This is a genomic window from Acrocarpospora sp. B8E8 (assembly GCF_039871605.1).
GTDB classification, from domain to species: Bacteria; Actinomycetota; Actinomycetes; order Streptosporangiales; family Streptosporangiaceae; genus Acrocarpospora; species Acrocarpospora macrocephala.
This window is the reverse complement of sequence record NZ_JBDPLV010000075.1, coordinates 35671-50377: the sequence shown is the minus strand read 5'-3', so window position 1 is coordinate 50377 and position 14707 is coordinate 35671. Positions and strand designations below refer to the sequence as shown.

The window sequence follows — 14707 nt, the reverse complement described above, 5'->3', positions numbered from 1 at the left end:
GCCACCTCGCCACGCCACCGGTGATCCCGCAGCCCACCCCCACCCAGCTCGATCTCCTCTATCTCCTCGGGGTGGATCCACGGCAGCTCCGGTGACGATCACAGACCTGCGGAAAACGGGGCTAGGAACCCGCATGCCGCTGCCCCGCTTCGACCGCCGCACCGTCACCTGGTTGTCGCCGGTCCAGTCGAGCTTGTGCGCGGTGCTGTCCTTGGGCAGCTTGATCGGGTGGTCGCCGGTGACCTGGCCGGACTCCAGGTCGTAGAGCGCGACTTTGCGGTTGGCCACCAGCACGGCGATCGTCTTGCCGTCGGCGTGCAGCCCGTACGGACCGTTGTCGGTGACCAGCAGCGGCGGCGTGCCCTGGCGCAGGAGGCGGCCGGACAGGTCGTAGACGCGCAGGGAGTCGTCAGCGCCGCTGCCGGTCAGCACCTTCTTACCGTCGCCGCTGAAGCCGATGAGGTAGCGCCCCTTGGGCAGCAGGCCGAGCCGCGTGCTGGATGCGGTGTCGAACAGCTTCGTCCTGTCAGCGGCGACCGCGAGGACGGCGCCGTCGTCGGACAGTTGCAGCGTCACGTGGTGCTGGGCGGTCTTGCTGGGCAGCGTGTTCTTGGGCAGCAGCCGGACCTTGCCGTTGAGAGTCCGTACCGCCAGCCGCCCGTCCTTCCTGAACTAGGCGATCTTCTGGCCGTTGCCGCTGACAGCCACCGGCGCGGTCATGCCGCTCACCGGATCGCCCTTCTCGTTGAGCGCCTTGAGCTGGGCGTCCTTCAGCAGGATCACCCTGCCGTGGTGGGTTACCAGCCGCCATGTCCCGCACGGGACGACGGCTTCGTTCTTTTTGACGCATCCCTTCGCCGAGGCGTAGCGAACGCTGTCGCCGTGCCCGTACTCGGCCTGCGCCGTCCCCTGCGCCCCGAGCATGGCGGCCAGCATGGCCGCCAGCGCCACCAGAATCCTGATCTTCATCTCGTTACTCCCCCGTGCGTGTTCCCCGTCACCCCGTTGGACTCAGAAGGCGGGAGGTCAGTTGGTCACAGGTCGGACACGATGGTCAGACGCGGTGGCAGCGAAATTGCGGGGCGCCGGGATGGGGTTGGTGGCTATCGTCGAGCCGGTGGAGGTCGGCGAGGGTGTAGCGGTGACGGAGGCTGTGCCGCGAGCGGTCCTCCTCGTCGAGGGGATGAGTGACCGGTTCGCGCTTGAGGTGCTGGCCAGACGGCGCGGCAGGGATCTTGCGGCCGAGGGCGTCAGGGTGGTGGCGATGGGCGGCGCGACGAGCATCGGCCACTTCCTCGACCGGTACGGTCCGGCTGGGCTGGACATCCGGTTGGCCGGGCTCTATGACGTCGCCGAGGAGCGTTTCGTCCAGCGCGGGCTGCAGCGGGCCGGGCTGGGCGCCGGGCTGTCGCGCCCGCAACTGGAGGCGCTGGGTTTCTTCGTCTGCTCGGCCGACCTCGAAGACGAGTTGATCCGTGCCTTGGGTCCCGAGCGGGTGGAGCAGATCGTGGCCGCGGAGGGTGAGCTCCGGTCGTTTCGTACCTTGCAGCGGCAGCCCGCACAGCGGGAACGCAGCCTGCACGACCAGCTGCGCCGCCTGATGGGAGGGCGCTCGGGCGGCAAGCTTCGCTACGCACGGCTGATGGCCGAGGCAATCGATCTCGACCGGGTGCCGCGACCACTCATCGCCGTCCTCGACCACATCTGATCCGCCAGCCGAGGCAAATGCATTCACAAGACATCCGTCAAATGCTGGAGGAGTGGTTCCCGGATAAGCTGGGTGCTGCAGAGATCACAGACAGCGCCGGTACAGACTGGTTTGAAGAGAAGTAACCGGAGCTTTCGCACCTGAAGCACTTATTACGTTATCGGGTTAGGTTCCCGGGTTCATCCGAATATCCGGGGCCTGCTGATGACCGATCAGAAGCCCAGTTCAACGGGACTGGGGTCGTCGAGAGCGCCATCCGCCAGCTGCCCCTCGTCGATGACCTCACCCGCTGGCGGGGCGGAAATCACCACTTTCCCACCCCATCCGCTCACGCGACCGTCCGTCGCGTACGTGAGGGGGGTGTCCACGATATGCATCGTCATCGTGGCGTACACGCGCTTGACCAGCCCGCGGGCATCCAGCCACACGGTGTAGTTCACCTTGGAGGCCTTGCCGTCAGAGGTCTTGCCGCTCCCAAAAGAGGCGCGGAACGACGGCGAAATCTTCGCCAGGCTCGAGCTGGCGATCCAGCCCTTGAGGACGCTGCCCTGCCGCGAACCGGCCCGATCGATGATTTTGTCCAGCGTACGCGGCTCGAACGGATTGACCAGCAGCGAACCGGGGACGGGAGCGCCGGAGAACCGCCGGACCCACGTCTTCCCTTCTGGGAGGTAATTCTTGACCCGCGCCCCCGAAATGTACGCGTACTTGGACGTCGTAATCGTCCGCGTCAATCCCACGGTCGCCTGCAGTTCCTCCCGTTCGGCCTCCGGCAGCGCGTCGAGGAACGCCTTGCTGTACTGCGCCTTGTCCTGGATGTCGGTGGCGGCGACCCCGCTCCGCCCGAAACCGACGGAGCCGACCTCGCGCAGGGTGGCCCACACCTCCCCGCCGGTGGAAATCTTCATCAGGTTGCTGACCTTGACGCCCTTGCCGGTCGCGAACCGCGCCTTCAGCGCTTTGACCGGATCGGCTTTCGCGACGACGGGCGCAGCGGGCACCAGCAGAACAGCCGCGCCCACGACGGCCGCGACGACTAAACGCTTCACACGAATCCCTTCACTTGGATGGAAATTTGAGGCCCCCGGATCACATGCCGATAACAATGGCCGCCGCGACCAAACTTTCTGGAAGATGAACGGCGTCGGTCGCGTGACCATATGAAGACGTACGGTAAATGAACGGGCGTACACTTCACGCCGAAGGGAACACATCAACGGCGAGAGCGAAGCAGTACGGAAACCTGGGACCCCCGACGTGCTTTTCTACCACAGCAACTCGGACAAGCAACACAAGTTTCTATGAAGTCGCCTTATGTCGGGATTTATTCGGATGCGGGTCGTGGCATAAGAGCCCATGGCGGAATGCGCCCGCAGCGCTTCGGCGCCAGGCCACCAGCATTGCCCATCAGCGCGCTGCGGGACCGTTGACGACGCGCGTCAGGATCCGTCACTCAGGAAGATCGGGGACTGCGCGCCCATGTCTCTGACCTTGATCGTCGCGGCGAGGCGTCTTGCCAGGGACGGCGGTGCCAGCTCGGTGACCTGGTCCGCCGTGCAGAAACGGGTCTCGGTGATCTCGCTGTCGATGAAGCGGATTCCGTCGAGCTCCTCAGCGTGCAGGACGCCACCGTCGAAGATGAAGACCAGCATGGGTCGCCGGTTCGAGATGGCGGGGACCTGGTCGACGCACAGCAGGCGACCAACCTCGATGTCCAGGCCGAGTTCCTCGGCTATTTCGCGGCGCGCCGCCCGGATGGGAGTCTCCCCCTTGTCTGTCTCGATGATTCCGCCGGGTATGTCCCAGTCGTCCTTATAGCTGGTGTGCACGAGCATGACCCGGCCTGCATCGTCAAAGAACAACACCCCGGCTGCCGAGATTGTCACCGGCAGCGCCGCGTACCAATCGGGCCAGGCAGAAATGTGATCATCTCCCACGACACGAAGGTACTCGACACGGTTCGTGAGTAGTCACGGCTCCGACGCAGATGTCTGGTCGGCAGGGGCGTAGCGGCGGCATATGCCGACCAGGGCGGTTATGAAGCCGAAGGCCAGGGTGGCCAGGACGAGCCAGTAACCGGTCTCGAGGAATCTGAATACGAGGTCATCGAGATTGGGCAGCGCCAAGGCGATCGGGAGGCTCCAGAGCAGTAGGGACGGGGCGGTGAGGAACAGGACGAAGGCGGATGCCGTGCGGACAGCGGTAGAGGACGACCTGGGGGCAAGGCGGAGCCACGCGCCGAGGGCAACCGTGACGGCGGCGGTGAGCGGGATGATCCAGATGAGCAAGGCCAGGCCAGTCGGGCCTCTTCCGAGTACATCCACGCCAGTGGACACCCCCGCGAAGGGAAAACCCGCCAAAGGGAACGCGAGGAAGGAGATGAGGGTGGTGCCTCCGGTGGCGAGAAACATGATGGCGGTCAGATCGCCGGTAGAGCCGTGGGCGTCCATGGAGTTCCTCTCCATCGGGCGGAATCGTTCCGTTAGACGCGTCCACACGAGGCGCCGACGACCACGCACAGTTTCGATCTTGTAACGCCGGAGCTCGTGCCTGGTCGGATCGTTCGGGTTGCTCATGAAGCTCAGACGGAACTGCTGGAGCATCATTGCTTGTGCCCTGGCCATCTGCTGTGCGGACGGACAGATAGCTCAGGCTCTTCGGGAGTCCGCTCCCCTGTTCGGCCATCGGTGAGCGGTTCGGCTGGGGAGATCCCGCCGTTCGGCCGTACCTACATTTCTGGCTTGTTACGGGTTGACCGAGATTCGCCGTACACATTAGCGTGTGCAGCCTGAAGAAAACCGGTTTTCTTAAGTGATCACCGGAGGTCGGCAACCGATAGGGAGCTAACGTGGCGATACAACGATCCGGGCCGTGGACTCCGCGTAGCCGGCTCATCGCAGGGCTGGCGCTGGCGCTGAGTGCGGTGATGTTCATGGGCGCCTGCGGCGGCGGGAGCGGCGCGTCGGCCAATGAGGTGCGTCTCACGGTGTGGACATGGAGCAACGAGGCCATGAACGCCTTCAAGAAGGCCGGCATCATCGACGCTTTCGAGAAGGCCCACCCAGGTATCGCCGTCGAGGTGGTGGCTCAGCTCGACAAGAACTACGAGACGCTGCTCACCACGGGGCTGGCCGGATCCGGAAGCCCGGACATCGTGGCGCTGCGCTCCTACGGCGTGCTGTCCAGCTTCGCCGACAGCGGCAACATCGTGCCGCTCGACGACGTCGTGAAGGACTGGAGCGGTTTCAGCAAGCCGGCCCTGGCCGGCGCCAAGGGCAAGGCGAACGGGAAGTTCTACGCGGTGCCGCAGGGCATCCAGACCGCCCAGGTGTACTACAACAAGAAAATCTTCGCTGACCTCGGCCTCGCTGTGCCGGCAAGCTGGGACGAGCTTATCGCGGCCGCCCAGAAGATCAAGGATTCCGGCGTCGCCCCCATCGTCATCCCGGGGTCCGTGGCGGCGCAGATTTCGCTGGCCGCCGAGATCCTCGGCAACGCGCGGCGCGGAGCCGGTGGCTTCGAGCAGGCGTTCATCGCGGGCAAGAAGAACCTCACCGACCCGGACAACGTGGCCGCCGTCGGCTTGCTGGAGCAGATCCAGCCGTACCTGGTCGACAACGTCACCTCGGTCACCCTCGACGAGGCGGTCACCCTGTTCGCGACCGGCCGGGCGGCCATGTTCCCGTCGGGCGCCTGGCAGGTCACCACGTTCGCGAACCTCGGCGCGGAGGTCGATTACGGAACGTTCGACGTGCCGGTCAACGCGGAGTGGCCCTCGAAGGCGGTCACCGTCAGCTATGCCGACGGCGGCTGGGCCCTGGCCAAGCGCAGCGCGCACCCCGCCGAGGCGGCCGTCCTGCTCAACTGGCTCGCCGGCACCGAGTTCGCCAACCTGTACGCCAACGCCATGGGCACCATTCCCGCCCGGGACGGCGTGACGCTCAAGAATCCCCAGCTGGCCGAGATGTACCAGCGCTACCAGTCCACGCCGTCCACCTACCTGGGCGCGGCCTACCTGCGCTACGGCTCGCCGTCGGGCACGGATCTCATGGGCGAGCAGGTCCAGAAGATCTGGCTCGGCGAGACCGACCCCGCCCGTGCGGCCCAGAGCGTCCAGACCGGCGTCGACGCCTGGTTCCGCCCGGCCGACTTCCAGTACGAATAGCACCCCATGGCACAGACCATCAAGAGCGCCTCCAGCGTGCAGCGTGCGCCGACGATCGTCGTCGCCCTGTTCATCCTTCCGGCGTTCGCGCTGTTCGCGGCCGTCCTGCTCTACCCGATGGCGAGCGCCCTGGGCTACTCGCTGTTCGAGTGGCGGGGCGGCACGAACCTCGTCCGCTTCAACTGGTTCGACAACTTCGTGGTCCTGTTCACCGAGCAGCCGTTCGTCGAGCAGATGCCCCGCGCCTTCCTGCACAACATCGCGATCTTCGCAGGAACGCTCGTGCTGCAGAATTCCGCCGGGCTGTTCCTGGCGGTGCAACTGCACAGACTCGGACCCGTACGACGGCTGTTCCAGGTGCTCTACACCACCCCCTACCTGGTGAGCCCCCTCGTCGTCGGCTACCTGTGGACGTTGCTGCTCTCGCCCACCTTCGGCCCGGTCAACGCCGCGCTCGAGGCGCTCGGGCTCGACTCGCTCGCGGTGTCCTGGCTCGGTGAGCCCTCCACGGCGCTGCCGGTGCTCATCCTGGTGAGCGTGTGGCAGTGGATCGGATTCCCGGTCCTGCTGTACGGCGCGGCGCTCGGCGCGATCCCGCCCGAACTGAACGATGCCGCGAGCGTTGACGGGGCCGGCGGGTGGCGGCGCTTCCGCCACGTCACGCTGCCGTTGCTCACCCCGGTGATCGGGACCGTGTCGATCCTGACCTTCATCGGCGCGATGGAGATGTTCACGCTCCCGTACGCCTTCGGCGGCGCGACGGGCTCACCCGCCGGGGCCACCGACGTGCTGAGCGTGCTCTTCTTCCGCGTCTCGTTCCAGTCGGGCGCGAGCAACGCGCTCGGCGTCTCCTCAGCGCTCGCGACGTTGCTCTTCCTGTTCATTCTGGGCGGCGCGCTCCTGGGCAGGCGCGTGATCCGCGCGCAGGAGGAGAAGCTCTCATGACCCTCACGCTGGACACCGTCGAACGCGCTCGGGACGGCGCGACGCCACCGGCTCGCCGGCGGCGCGGCCGGTGGAGCGCGCAGGCCGTCGTCATCACCACCGTGCTGTGGCTGTACGCCGCGGTCTGCGTGCTGCCCCTGCTCACGATGATCCTCAACTCCTTCCGCACCCATCTGCAGATCGCGACCGACCCGTGGCCCATCCCCACCGACCCGACGCTCGAGAACTACGTGAGCGCGTGGGCGGACGCATCCTTCAGCCGGTACGCGCTGAACTCGATCCTGATCACGGTCTCCTCGGTGGCGATCTCCACAGCCGTGTCCCTGCCGGCGGCGTATGCCCTCGCCCGATGGCGCTTCCGCGGCCGCGACGCCCTGGAAGGGCTGTTCATGTCCGGGTTGCTCATCCCGTTCATGCTGGCCATCCTGCCGATGTTCTACCTGATGGACTGGCTGCGGCTGATCGATTCGCCGCTGAGCCTCATCCTCATCTACTCGGCCAACGGCATCCCGTTCAGCGTCTTCGTCCTCATCTCATTCTTCCGGCAGCTGCCCGGCGAGCTGGAGGAGGCGGCCTTCCTGGACGGCGGCAACCATTTCACGGTCTTCCTCCGGGTCATGGTCCCGCTCGTCCGGCCGGCCGTCGCGACGGTGGTGGTCTTCCGGTTCGTGCCGATCTGGAATGACTTCCTGATGCCGCTGGTCATGCTCCGTTCCCGCGACAACTACACCCTCGGCGTCGGGCTCACGACCTTCTTCGGCGAGTACCAGAACAACTGGGCATCGCTGTTCGCGGGGCTCGTCATCACGACGCTGCCCCTGCTCGTCCTGTTCATTCTCGCGACCCGGCAGATCATCCAGGGTCTCACCGCCGGGATCGGCAAGTAGCCGCTCCACCGCACCAAAGGACACCCAAGATCCTATGACGACACCAGCCGCCCAGATCGAGTCCCAAGATGTCGCGTCGCTCGCGCGCGCGCAGCTTCCGCCGCTGACCGGGGTCCGCCCCGCGGGCCGGGTCGAGATCTCCCGGACCACGGCGGAGATCACCTCCTCCAGGCTCGGCATCGGCTTCGAAACCCTCGATCGGAGAATGTTCACCGCGGAGCGGGTCTATCCGCACCTGTCGCGGCTCGGCGCCAAGTGGGCCCGCGTGCAGACCGGGTGGAGCCGCTGCGAGACCGAGCCGGGCCGGTACGACTTCGCCTGGCTCGACGAGATCGTCGACAGTCTCGCGGCGGCCGGCGTCGAGACGATGTTCAGCGTCACCTTCGGCAACGAGCTGTACATGCCGGGGGTCCCGCACGAGTCCGCGGTCGGCTATGTGCCGATCTACTACGACGGCGCGGTCCCCGCGTGGACGGCGTTCGTCCGCGCCCTGGCGGAACACTATCGCGGCAGGGTGACGCACTGGGAGGTGTGGAACGAGCCCAACATCCCCCAGTTCTGGCAGCCGCGGGAGGTCAGCGGGCGCGACTACGCCGAACTCGTGCGGGTCACCGCGCAGGCCGTACGGGCCGAGATCCCGGACGCCACGATCATCGGGGGCGCCACGTCGCTCGTCGACCCCGCCTTTCTCGTGGCCGCGCTGCGGGGCGGGCTCGCGCGGTCGATCGACGCCTTCTCGTTCCACCCGTACCAGATGGTGCCGGAGCACAACCTGCGGAACACACACGACCTGCTGCGCCGCATCCTCGACGAGCATTCGCCGGACCGGCGCATCGCCCTCTACCAGGGCGAGAACGGATGCCCCTCGCAGCTCGCGGGCCACCACGACGACTGGCTCGGCATGTACGCCATGGACCAGGTCGTGCAGGCCAAGTGGATCGCCCGCAGGTTCCTCGCCGACCTCAGAGTGGGCTTCGACAAGATCTTCTACTTCCACGCGGTCGATCTCATGGAGCGCCCGTACCGGCAGGCCGGCGACAAGGTCAACGCGCCGGTGATGATGGGGCTGATCCACGGGGGGAGCTACCAGCCGAAGTACTCCTTCGAGGTCGCGCGCCGGGTGTGCCACCTCTTCGACGACCGGACGCGGCGTACCGAGCTCATGTGCCTGTTCACCGAGCGGGACCCCGCGTCGCCGCAGCGGTCGACGCTCATGGCCGCGCCGTACGCCGCCACCTTCGAGCGCGACGGCGCGCCGCTGTTCGCGTACTGGCTCGCCGAGGACCCGCAGCAGCGGTCGGCGCAGGCGACCATCGACGTGGAGCTGTGGTGGGACGAGCGGCTCAGCATGGACCGTCCCGTGCTGTTCGACGTTCTCACCGGCGAGGTCTACGCGGTCGAACAGCCGGCGGATCTCCTCACGACCGACTGGCGCACGCGCGGGACCAGGTACCGGCTTCCGCTGACGGACTACCCGCTCGTCCTCACCGACGCGTCGGTCGTGGCCGGGCTCGACGCCCAGTGGCGGGACCGATGAAGCTACGGTCGCTGACCACCTACATCTGCGACGCGTACCGCACGAACTGGGTCTTCGTGAAGCTCGAGACCGATGACGGGATCGAGGGCTGGGGCGAGGCGACCCTGGAGTATCGCGAGCACACGGTCGAGGCGGCGCTCCTGGCGCTGGAGCACGGGCTGGCCGGACGGGAGCTCGGCAACATCCAGGGCTGGTGGCAGGACGCCTACCGGGACGCGTACTGGCGCGGCGGCCCCGTGCTGACCAGCGCGCTCTCGGCCATCGAGATGGCACTGTGGGACATCAAGGGCAAGGCGCTCGGGGTGCCCGTCTACGAGCTGCTCGGCGGCAAGCTGCGCTCCTCCGTCGAGTGCTACGCCAACGGCTGGTTCGCCGGGGCCAGGCGCCCCGAGGAGTTCGCCGAGAAGGCGCGCGCGGCGGTCGCGTGGGGCTACCGCGCGCTCAAGTGGGACCCCTTCGGGTCGGCCTTCCGTACCCTGTCGCCCTCGGCGTTGCGCGCCGCGATGACGGCCGTCGAGGCCGTGGCCGAGGCCGTCGAGGGCGAAGCCGGCATCATCGTCGAAGCGCACGGCCGCTTCGAACTGCCGGCGGCGGTCCAGGTCGCCGCAGCCCTCGAGCAGTTCGGCGTGTTGTGGCTGGAGGAGCCGCTCATCCCGGGGAACCTGGCGAACTACGCCGCGTTGAAGGGACGCACCTCGACGCCGATCTCGCTGGGCGAGCGGCTCTACACGCGATGGGACTTCCGGGAGGTCTTCGACCGAGGCTGCGCCGACGTCGTGCAGCCGGACGTCTCCCACGCCGGCGGCGTCTGGGAGGCGCGCACGATCGCCTCGCTGGCCGAGCTGTGGCAGGTCTCCTTCGCTCCGCACAACCCCTCGGGCCCGGTCGCGAACGCGGCGACCCTGCAGCTCGCCGCGTGCACGCCCAACTTCACCTACCTGGAGACCATGGCGACCGACGTGCCGTGGCGAGCCGAGATCTCGGCCGAGGGCGCGGTCGTGACCGGCGGTCTGGCCCAGATCCCCGAGGAGCCGGGCCTGGGCGTGCGGATCGATCCGGACGCGGTCGCCCGGTACCCCTACGTCCGGCACGACCTGCGGCACTACACCGGCGCCCTCACCGAGATCCGCCCCGACGCCGAGGTGACGCTGCACGTGAAGGAGAGCCGATGAGCACGGAGCGGATCGCCCTCGTCACGGGGGCGAGTCACAACCTCGGCCTGGCCATCGCCAGGCAACTCGCCCGGAATGGGGCGATCGTCGTCGTCCACGGGATCGACGAGGCGGTCGCGGCCTCGGTCGCGGCCCGGATCGGCGCAGAAGTTCCGGGCGCCGAGGTCCATTCGATCGGCTTCGACCTCTCCGACCCCGAGGCGATCGAGGCGGGCTTCGCCGCGCTCACCGCACGCGGCCTCGCGCCGGGAATCCTGGTGAACAACGCCGCGCATCTGGGTCTCGGCGATGACGACGTGCTGGCGGAGAAGCCGCGTTTCCTCCGCGAGGTGTTCGAGGTCAACGTCTTCGCCACGCACCTGTGCTCCATGCTCGCCGCCCGGCAGATGGCGCGGGCCGGACGGGGTGTGATCGTGAACATCTCCTCGCTCGCCGGGGAACGGGCCATTCACGGACGGACCGCGTACAACGCCAGCAAGGCGGCCGTGGACGGCCTCACCCGCAGCATGGCGATCGACCTGGCGCCGCTGGGCATCCGGGTGAACGCCATCGCTCCCGGCTACGTCTGGAGCAGCCGCTGGGACCTGCTCAGCGATGAGGAGGCGGCGAACCGCCGCGCGCGCATTCCGGCGGGCGAGCCGACGGCGCAGGAGGAGATCGCCCACCTGGTCGGCTTCCTCGCCGCCGATCACGCGCCCACGCTGACCGGTGCGCGAATCGTCATCGACGGCGGCATCGACGCCCAGCAATCTCCGCCCTAGGCTAGCCTTGAAGTGATCAGTCTGCCGGTCTGCGGAGGAGACTGCAGGTGAAAGGAGTTCAGCCCGATCGCGTGCGCCTCGTCGACGTCGCCAACGTCGCGGAGGTGACCAAGAGCATCGTCTCGCGGGTGCTGAACGCCGACCCGACTGTCGCGGTGCGGCCCGAGACGCGCCAGCGCATCCTCCAGGTGGCACACGACCTCGGCTACCAGCCGCACGCCGGGGCCAGGGCACTGGCGAAGTCGCGGACCATGGCGCTGGCCCTGATCGCGCCCTCCATCGACAACCCTCCGTACATCACGATCGCGCGCGGCGCCTACCGCCGCGCCGCCGAGCACGGCTACCTGGCGCTGCTCGCCGAGGACTTCGACGAGCAGCCGGCCGGGCGCCTGCTCATCGACGGTGGCCGGGTCGACGGGCTGCTCATGGGCTCCTCCGTGCCCGACCACCCGCTGGTGGCGCACCTACGGGAATCGTCTTTCCCGCACGTGTTCGTCAACCGCGCGGTGGCCGGCTCCGGGCGCAACGTCACCATGAACGTCGCCAGGGCCAGCGAGCTCGCCGTCGAGCACCTCACCGGCCTCGGGCACCGGCGCATCGCCCACCTGGCCGGGCCCGCGGAGGTGGAGAGCGGCGCGGACCGGCTCGCCGCGTTCGAGAGCGCGATCGACGCGCGGCGGCTCCCGCTGCTCCCCCCGCTGTTCGGCGACTTCACCGAGGCGACGGGCTTCGCCTCCGCCAGGACCTTGCTCGACGCGGAACCGACCGCGATCTTCACCAGCTCTCCCGGTCAGGCCATCGGCGTCATCCGATTCCTGACCAACGCGGGGCTCCGCGTCCCCGAGGAGATCTCGGTGATCGCCTATGGCGACTTCCCGGCGGCCGGCTTCACCGTGCCCGCCGTCACCACGATCGGCCTGCCCCTCCTGGAGCTGGGCGCCGCCGCCGTCGATGAGCTCGTCGCCCAGCTCGACGGAGCGTCCCCGCGCGACCTGGTGATCCCCCAGGAGCCACGCCTGTTCGTCCGGGAGTCGACCGGATCGGCCCCCGCGTCACCACCCACGCCGCCGAGGTAACGCGAGACGATCGGCGATCTTTCGCGAGTGTTTACGTGTCGCTCGATAGGTTAGATCCGTTGCCCAAGCGGACATTTGGGGCACTCGTCCGTCTCCCTGACAGATGGGATGTTCGTTGATGAAGTTAGCAGTAGTCCTAGCGGGGTTCCTGGCCGCGCTCGTGGCGGCCCCGGTCGCGGCCGCCGAAACCGGGTCTGGCCCTGTCGAATCGGTCTCCGCGAGCAAAACAGTCTTCCCCACGGAGTTCTCCCTCCCGGATGGTTTCCAGCCGGAAGGGATCGCCATCGGCTTGGACGCGACCGCGTACTTCGGATCGCGGGCGACCGGCGCGATCTACCGCGCGGATCTGCGTACCGGGCAGGGACAGATCATCAATCCCGGGCCGGGCACACCGTCACTCGGCCTCAAGATCGACGGACGGGGCCGGCTCTTCGTCTCCGGCGGCACCGGTGGTAACGCCCGGGTGATCGACACGCGGAGCGGCGCGGTGCTCGCGAGCTATCAACTCGCATCCGGCGCCGCGTTCATCAACGACGTCGTGCTCACCCGCCACGCGGCGTACTTCACCGACTCGACCAACCCGGTGCTGTACAAGCTGCCGTTCGGGCGGCATGGAGAGCTGCCGGCTGAGGCGGTGACGATCCCGCTGAGCGGGGACCTCGTCTACGGGACCGGCATCAACAGCAACGGTATCGCCCCCGCCCCTGACGGCAAGGCGCTGCTCGTGATCCAGTCGAACACCGGCCAGCTTTTCCGCGTCAACCCCCAGACCGGCGTCGCCACCCTGGTGGAGACCGAGTCCCTGGCCAACGGTGACGGGCTGCTTCTGGAGGACCGCACGCTCTACGTCGTGCAGAACCGCCTGAACACGGTGACCGTCCTCCACCTGGACCGCCACGCGAAGTCCGGCACGGTGGTACGCAACCTGGTGGACGCCCGCTTCGACGTGCCCACCACCGTCGCCGCCTTCCGTGACCGCCTCTACCTGCCCAACGCCCGCTTCACCACAACCCCGACGCCGACGACTCCGTACACCGTGGTGGCGATCAAACGCCGTTGATCGCTTGGCTCTGACCGCCGCGGCAGGACTCTACGGCCAAGCCTGGCCGCCTGCTGTGTCCGGCTGCGCGATGACAAGTAATCGACGCACTTCATCACCCGAGCGAGCGGCCCGGAGTTCGTCACTCCGCTCGGGATGACCTTCGGCGCCCTGTGGGATTGACGACCTTCAGGTGATCGGGTGTGACCTCAGCCGGCCATGACGCGGTAGCCCGGGAGTGCGATTCCCCCCGGGCTACCGTGCTTCCGAACCTCAGCCGGTCGGACGGGGCGGGAAGCGGTCCCGCCGGTCCGACCGGTACAGCCGCCTACAGCTCGCGGGCTCGTGGTCGCGTCGTTGGTCGCCTGGGGCGTGCTGATCGCCGCGCTGGTGATCATCCCGGCCGCGTGGCGGCCAACTGCGGGAGGCGCTGCGACTGCTACCCGATGTGCTGCGCCTGGTGCGCAGGTGGCCACGGATCGTGGCCTGCCGCGGGGCGTGTGCGTACGCGCCCGGCTTAGCGCTTCGCAGTAACGTGGAGTAGAGGACGAATCCTTCTCAGGTTGCGGATTGGCGCCGGGAGCGTACTGTTCGTTCGAGATCCACCAGGATGGCGCGGACGGGGCCCCAGCACATCATCACCGTCTCCGGATCAGGATGCAGCGCGACCGCCGACTGCCGTCGAAGGTGAACGAAGTTGCGGTATTCGCGGACCTTGTCGATGAAGTCCTTGCGGTCGAGTCCGATGAATCCTCGGGCGTGCGCGGTTCTGATCAGCGTATCCAGGGAGACCCGTTCGTCGGGCACTCTCTTGCCGCCTCTGTCGATGAAGCCGTGCTCGCTGATATCCGGATCCCAGCGGGTGAGTACAGAGAACAGCAAGTATTCGACGAAGCTGCCGATTCCGACGAGGGCGAAGACGTACGCGCCGTTCGCCTCGCAGATCTTGGTCTCGTTGGCTCTCGCGAGCAGCCAGGCAACCGTTTCGGGGTCGTCGATGAGCAGCGGCAGCCGGGATTCCAAGTCTTCCGGGGCCGTGTACACGGTGGATCCCTTGCTGCCCAGCCGTCCCATGACAGGCTCGTGGCCGATGTAGGAGACAGTCAGGCCCTCCCGGTCAAGCGCCTCGTTGATCGCCTCACGGACGGCCTCGGCGGCGGCCTTGCCGTCCTCGTCGTACTCCAGCGGATGGCAGACCCGGCAGATGAGCTGCTCCACCTCCGCGTCGGTCGCCGACTTCATGGCGTCGATCAGCCACGGGATACGTGGGCTTCTGTCGTAGTAGGGCGGGTCGGTCCAGTCGGCATTCTCCAGCAACTGCTCCAGTTGGCGGCCGCTTCGCTCGAAGGAACCGTCCAGGTCGCAGATGATGCGGGCGACACGTTCGATGGTACGAGGGTCTAGGGTCACCATCGTG

Annotated in this window: 15 protein-coding genes; 9 read left to right on the top strand and 6 right to left on the bottom strand. The window is 67.5% G+C overall.

Annotation, left to right across the window (positions count from 1 at the left end; all coding sequences use genetic code 11):
* Positions 1 to 576 (bottom strand): hypothetical protein (locus tag ABGB08_RS44765; protein WP_347603715.1); only part of this gene is annotated, 576 nt, incomplete at its 3' end.
* A gap of 96 nt (positions 577 to 672) precedes the next feature.
* A complete protein-coding gene (locus ABGB08_RS44760) occupies positions 673 to 969 on the bottom strand; it encodes a hypothetical protein (RefSeq protein ID WP_347603713.1) in 297 nt (98 codons plus the stop codon).
* Between the two features lie 130 nt (positions 970 to 1099).
* Between ABGB08_RS44760 and ABGB08_RS44755 the strand changes: the two genes are divergently transcribed.
* Positions 1100 to 1708, top strand: coding sequence for a TOPRIM nucleotidyl transferase/hydrolase domain-containing protein (locus tag ABGB08_RS44755; RefSeq protein WP_347603712.1), 609 nt, complete (start codon positions 1100 to 1102; stop codon positions 1706 to 1708).
* Between the two features lie 212 nt (positions 1709 to 1920).
* Here ABGB08_RS44755 and ABGB08_RS44750 read toward each other — a convergent pair whose 3' ends face one another.
* The 3 genes from ABGB08_RS44750 to ABGB08_RS44740 form a co-directional block, all read right to left on the bottom strand.
* Positions 1921 to 2868, bottom strand: coding sequence for a hypothetical protein (locus ABGB08_RS44750; protein WP_347603710.1), 948 nt, complete (start codon positions 2866 to 2868; stop codon positions 1921 to 1923).
* A gap of 279 nt (positions 2869 to 3147) precedes the next feature.
* Positions 3148 to 3645, bottom strand: coding sequence for an NUDIX hydrolase (locus ABGB08_RS44745; protein ID WP_347603708.1), 498 nt, complete (start codon positions 3643 to 3645; stop codon positions 3148 to 3150).
* Positions 3646 to 3678: 33 nt separating this feature from the next.
* Entirely contained in the window at positions 3679 to 4173 is a 495-nt protein-coding gene (locus ABGB08_RS44740; RefSeq protein ID WP_347603706.1) for a hypothetical protein, read from the bottom strand.
* 383 nt (positions 4174 to 4556) lie between these two features.
* Here ABGB08_RS44740 and ABGB08_RS44735 point away from each other — a divergent pair, with 383 nt between their 5' ends.
* The 8 genes from ABGB08_RS44735 (at position 4557) to ABGB08_RS44700 (ending at position 13311) form a co-directional block, all read left to right on the top strand.
* A complete protein-coding gene (locus ABGB08_RS44735) occupies positions 4557 to 5873 on the top strand; it encodes an extracellular solute-binding protein (RefSeq protein ID WP_347603704.1) in 1317 nt (438 codons plus the stop codon).
* Between the two features lie 6 nt (positions 5874 to 5879).
* Complete coding sequence (locus ABGB08_RS44730; protein ID WP_347603702.1) at positions 5880 to 6818, top strand: sugar ABC transporter permease; 939 nt, start codon at positions 5880 to 5882, stop codon at positions 6816 to 6818.
* Positions 6815 to 7705 carry a carbohydrate ABC transporter permease gene (locus ABGB08_RS44725; RefSeq protein ID WP_347603700.1) on the top strand — a complete coding sequence of 297 codons (891 nt, stop codon included), beginning with the start codon at positions 6815 to 6817 and terminating at the stop codon, positions 7703 to 7705. The genes ABGB08_RS44730 and ABGB08_RS44725 overlap by 4 nt, the downstream gene beginning before the upstream one ends.
* Positions 7706 to 7739: 34 nt before the next feature.
* A complete protein-coding gene (locus ABGB08_RS44720) occupies positions 7740 to 9242 on the top strand; it encodes a beta-galactosidase (RefSeq protein ID WP_347603698.1) in 1503 nt (500 codons plus the stop codon).
* Positions 9239 to 10414 carry a galactonate dehydratase gene (dgoD, locus tag ABGB08_RS44715; RefSeq protein ID WP_347603696.1) on the top strand — a complete coding sequence of 392 codons (1176 nt, stop codon included), beginning with the start codon at positions 9239 to 9241 and terminating at the stop codon, positions 10412 to 10414. Before ABGB08_RS44720 ends, dgoD begins: the two co-directional genes overlap by 4 nt.
* Entirely contained in the window at positions 10411 to 11175 is a 765-nt protein-coding gene (locus tag ABGB08_RS44710; RefSeq protein WP_347603694.1) for an SDR family oxidoreductase, read from the top strand. The genes dgoD and ABGB08_RS44710 overlap by 4 nt, the downstream gene beginning before the upstream one ends.
* Positions 11176 to 11222: 47 nt before the next feature.
* Entirely contained in the window at positions 11223 to 12251 is a 1029-nt protein-coding gene (locus ABGB08_RS44705) for a LacI family DNA-binding transcriptional regulator (RefSeq protein ID WP_347603692.1), read from the top strand.
* Positions 12252 to 12369: 118 nt separating this feature from the next.
* The gene (locus tag ABGB08_RS44700; protein ID WP_347603690.1) at positions 12370 to 13311 is read left to right on the top strand and encodes a superoxide dismutase; all 942 of its coding nucleotides are present in this window, start codon (positions 12370 to 12372) and stop codon (positions 13309 to 13311) included.
* Between the two features lie 537 nt (positions 13312 to 13848).
* Here ABGB08_RS44700 and ABGB08_RS44695 read toward each other — a convergent pair.
* Positions 13849 to 14703: a hypothetical protein gene (locus ABGB08_RS44695; RefSeq protein ID WP_347603688.1), complete on the bottom strand. Its 855-nt coding sequence runs from the start codon at positions 14701 to 14703 to the stop codon at positions 13849 to 13851.
* Positions 14704 to 14707: the final 4 nt, after the last annotated feature.

Excerpts from the sequence above, each read along its gene's own strand:
- ABGB08_RS44760 (WP_347603713.1), bottom strand. The coding sequence starts at position 969 with ATGAAGATCAGGATTCTGGTGGCGCTGGCGGCCATGCTGGCCGCCATG.
- ABGB08_RS44750 (WP_347603710.1), bottom strand. The coding sequence starts at position 2,868 with ATGGTCACGCGACCGACGCCGTTCATCTTCCAGAAAGTTTGGTCGCGG.
- ABGB08_RS44740 (WP_347603706.1), bottom strand. The coding sequence starts at position 4,173 with ATGGAGAGGAACTCCATGGACGCCCACGGCTCTACCGGCGATCTGACC.
- ABGB08_RS44730 (WP_347603702.1), top strand. The coding sequence starts at position 5,880 with ATGGCACAGACCATCAAGAGCGCCTCCAGCGTGCAGCGTGCGCCGACG.
- ABGB08_RS44725 (WP_347603700.1), top strand. The coding sequence starts at position 6,815 with ATGACCCTCACGCTGGACACCGTCGAACGCGCTCGGGACGGCGCGACG.
- ABGB08_RS44720 (WP_347603698.1), top strand. The coding sequence starts at position 7,740 with ATGACGACACCAGCCGCCCAGATCGAGTCCCAAGATGTCGCGTCGCTC.
- dgoD (WP_347603696.1), top strand. The coding sequence starts at position 9,239 with ATGAAGCTACGGTCGCTGACCACCTACATCTGCGACGCGTACCGCACG.
- ABGB08_RS44710 (WP_347603694.1), top strand. The coding sequence starts at position 10,411 with ATGAGCACGGAGCGGATCGCCCTCGTCACGGGGGCGAGTCACAACCTC.
- ABGB08_RS44700 (WP_347603690.1), top strand. The coding sequence starts at position 12,370 with ATGAAGTTAGCAGTAGTCCTAGCGGGGTTCCTGGCCGCGCTCGTGGCG.
- ABGB08_RS44695 (WP_347603688.1), bottom strand. The coding sequence starts at position 14,703 with ATGGTGACCCTAGACCCTCGTACCATCGAACGTGTCGCCCGCATCATC.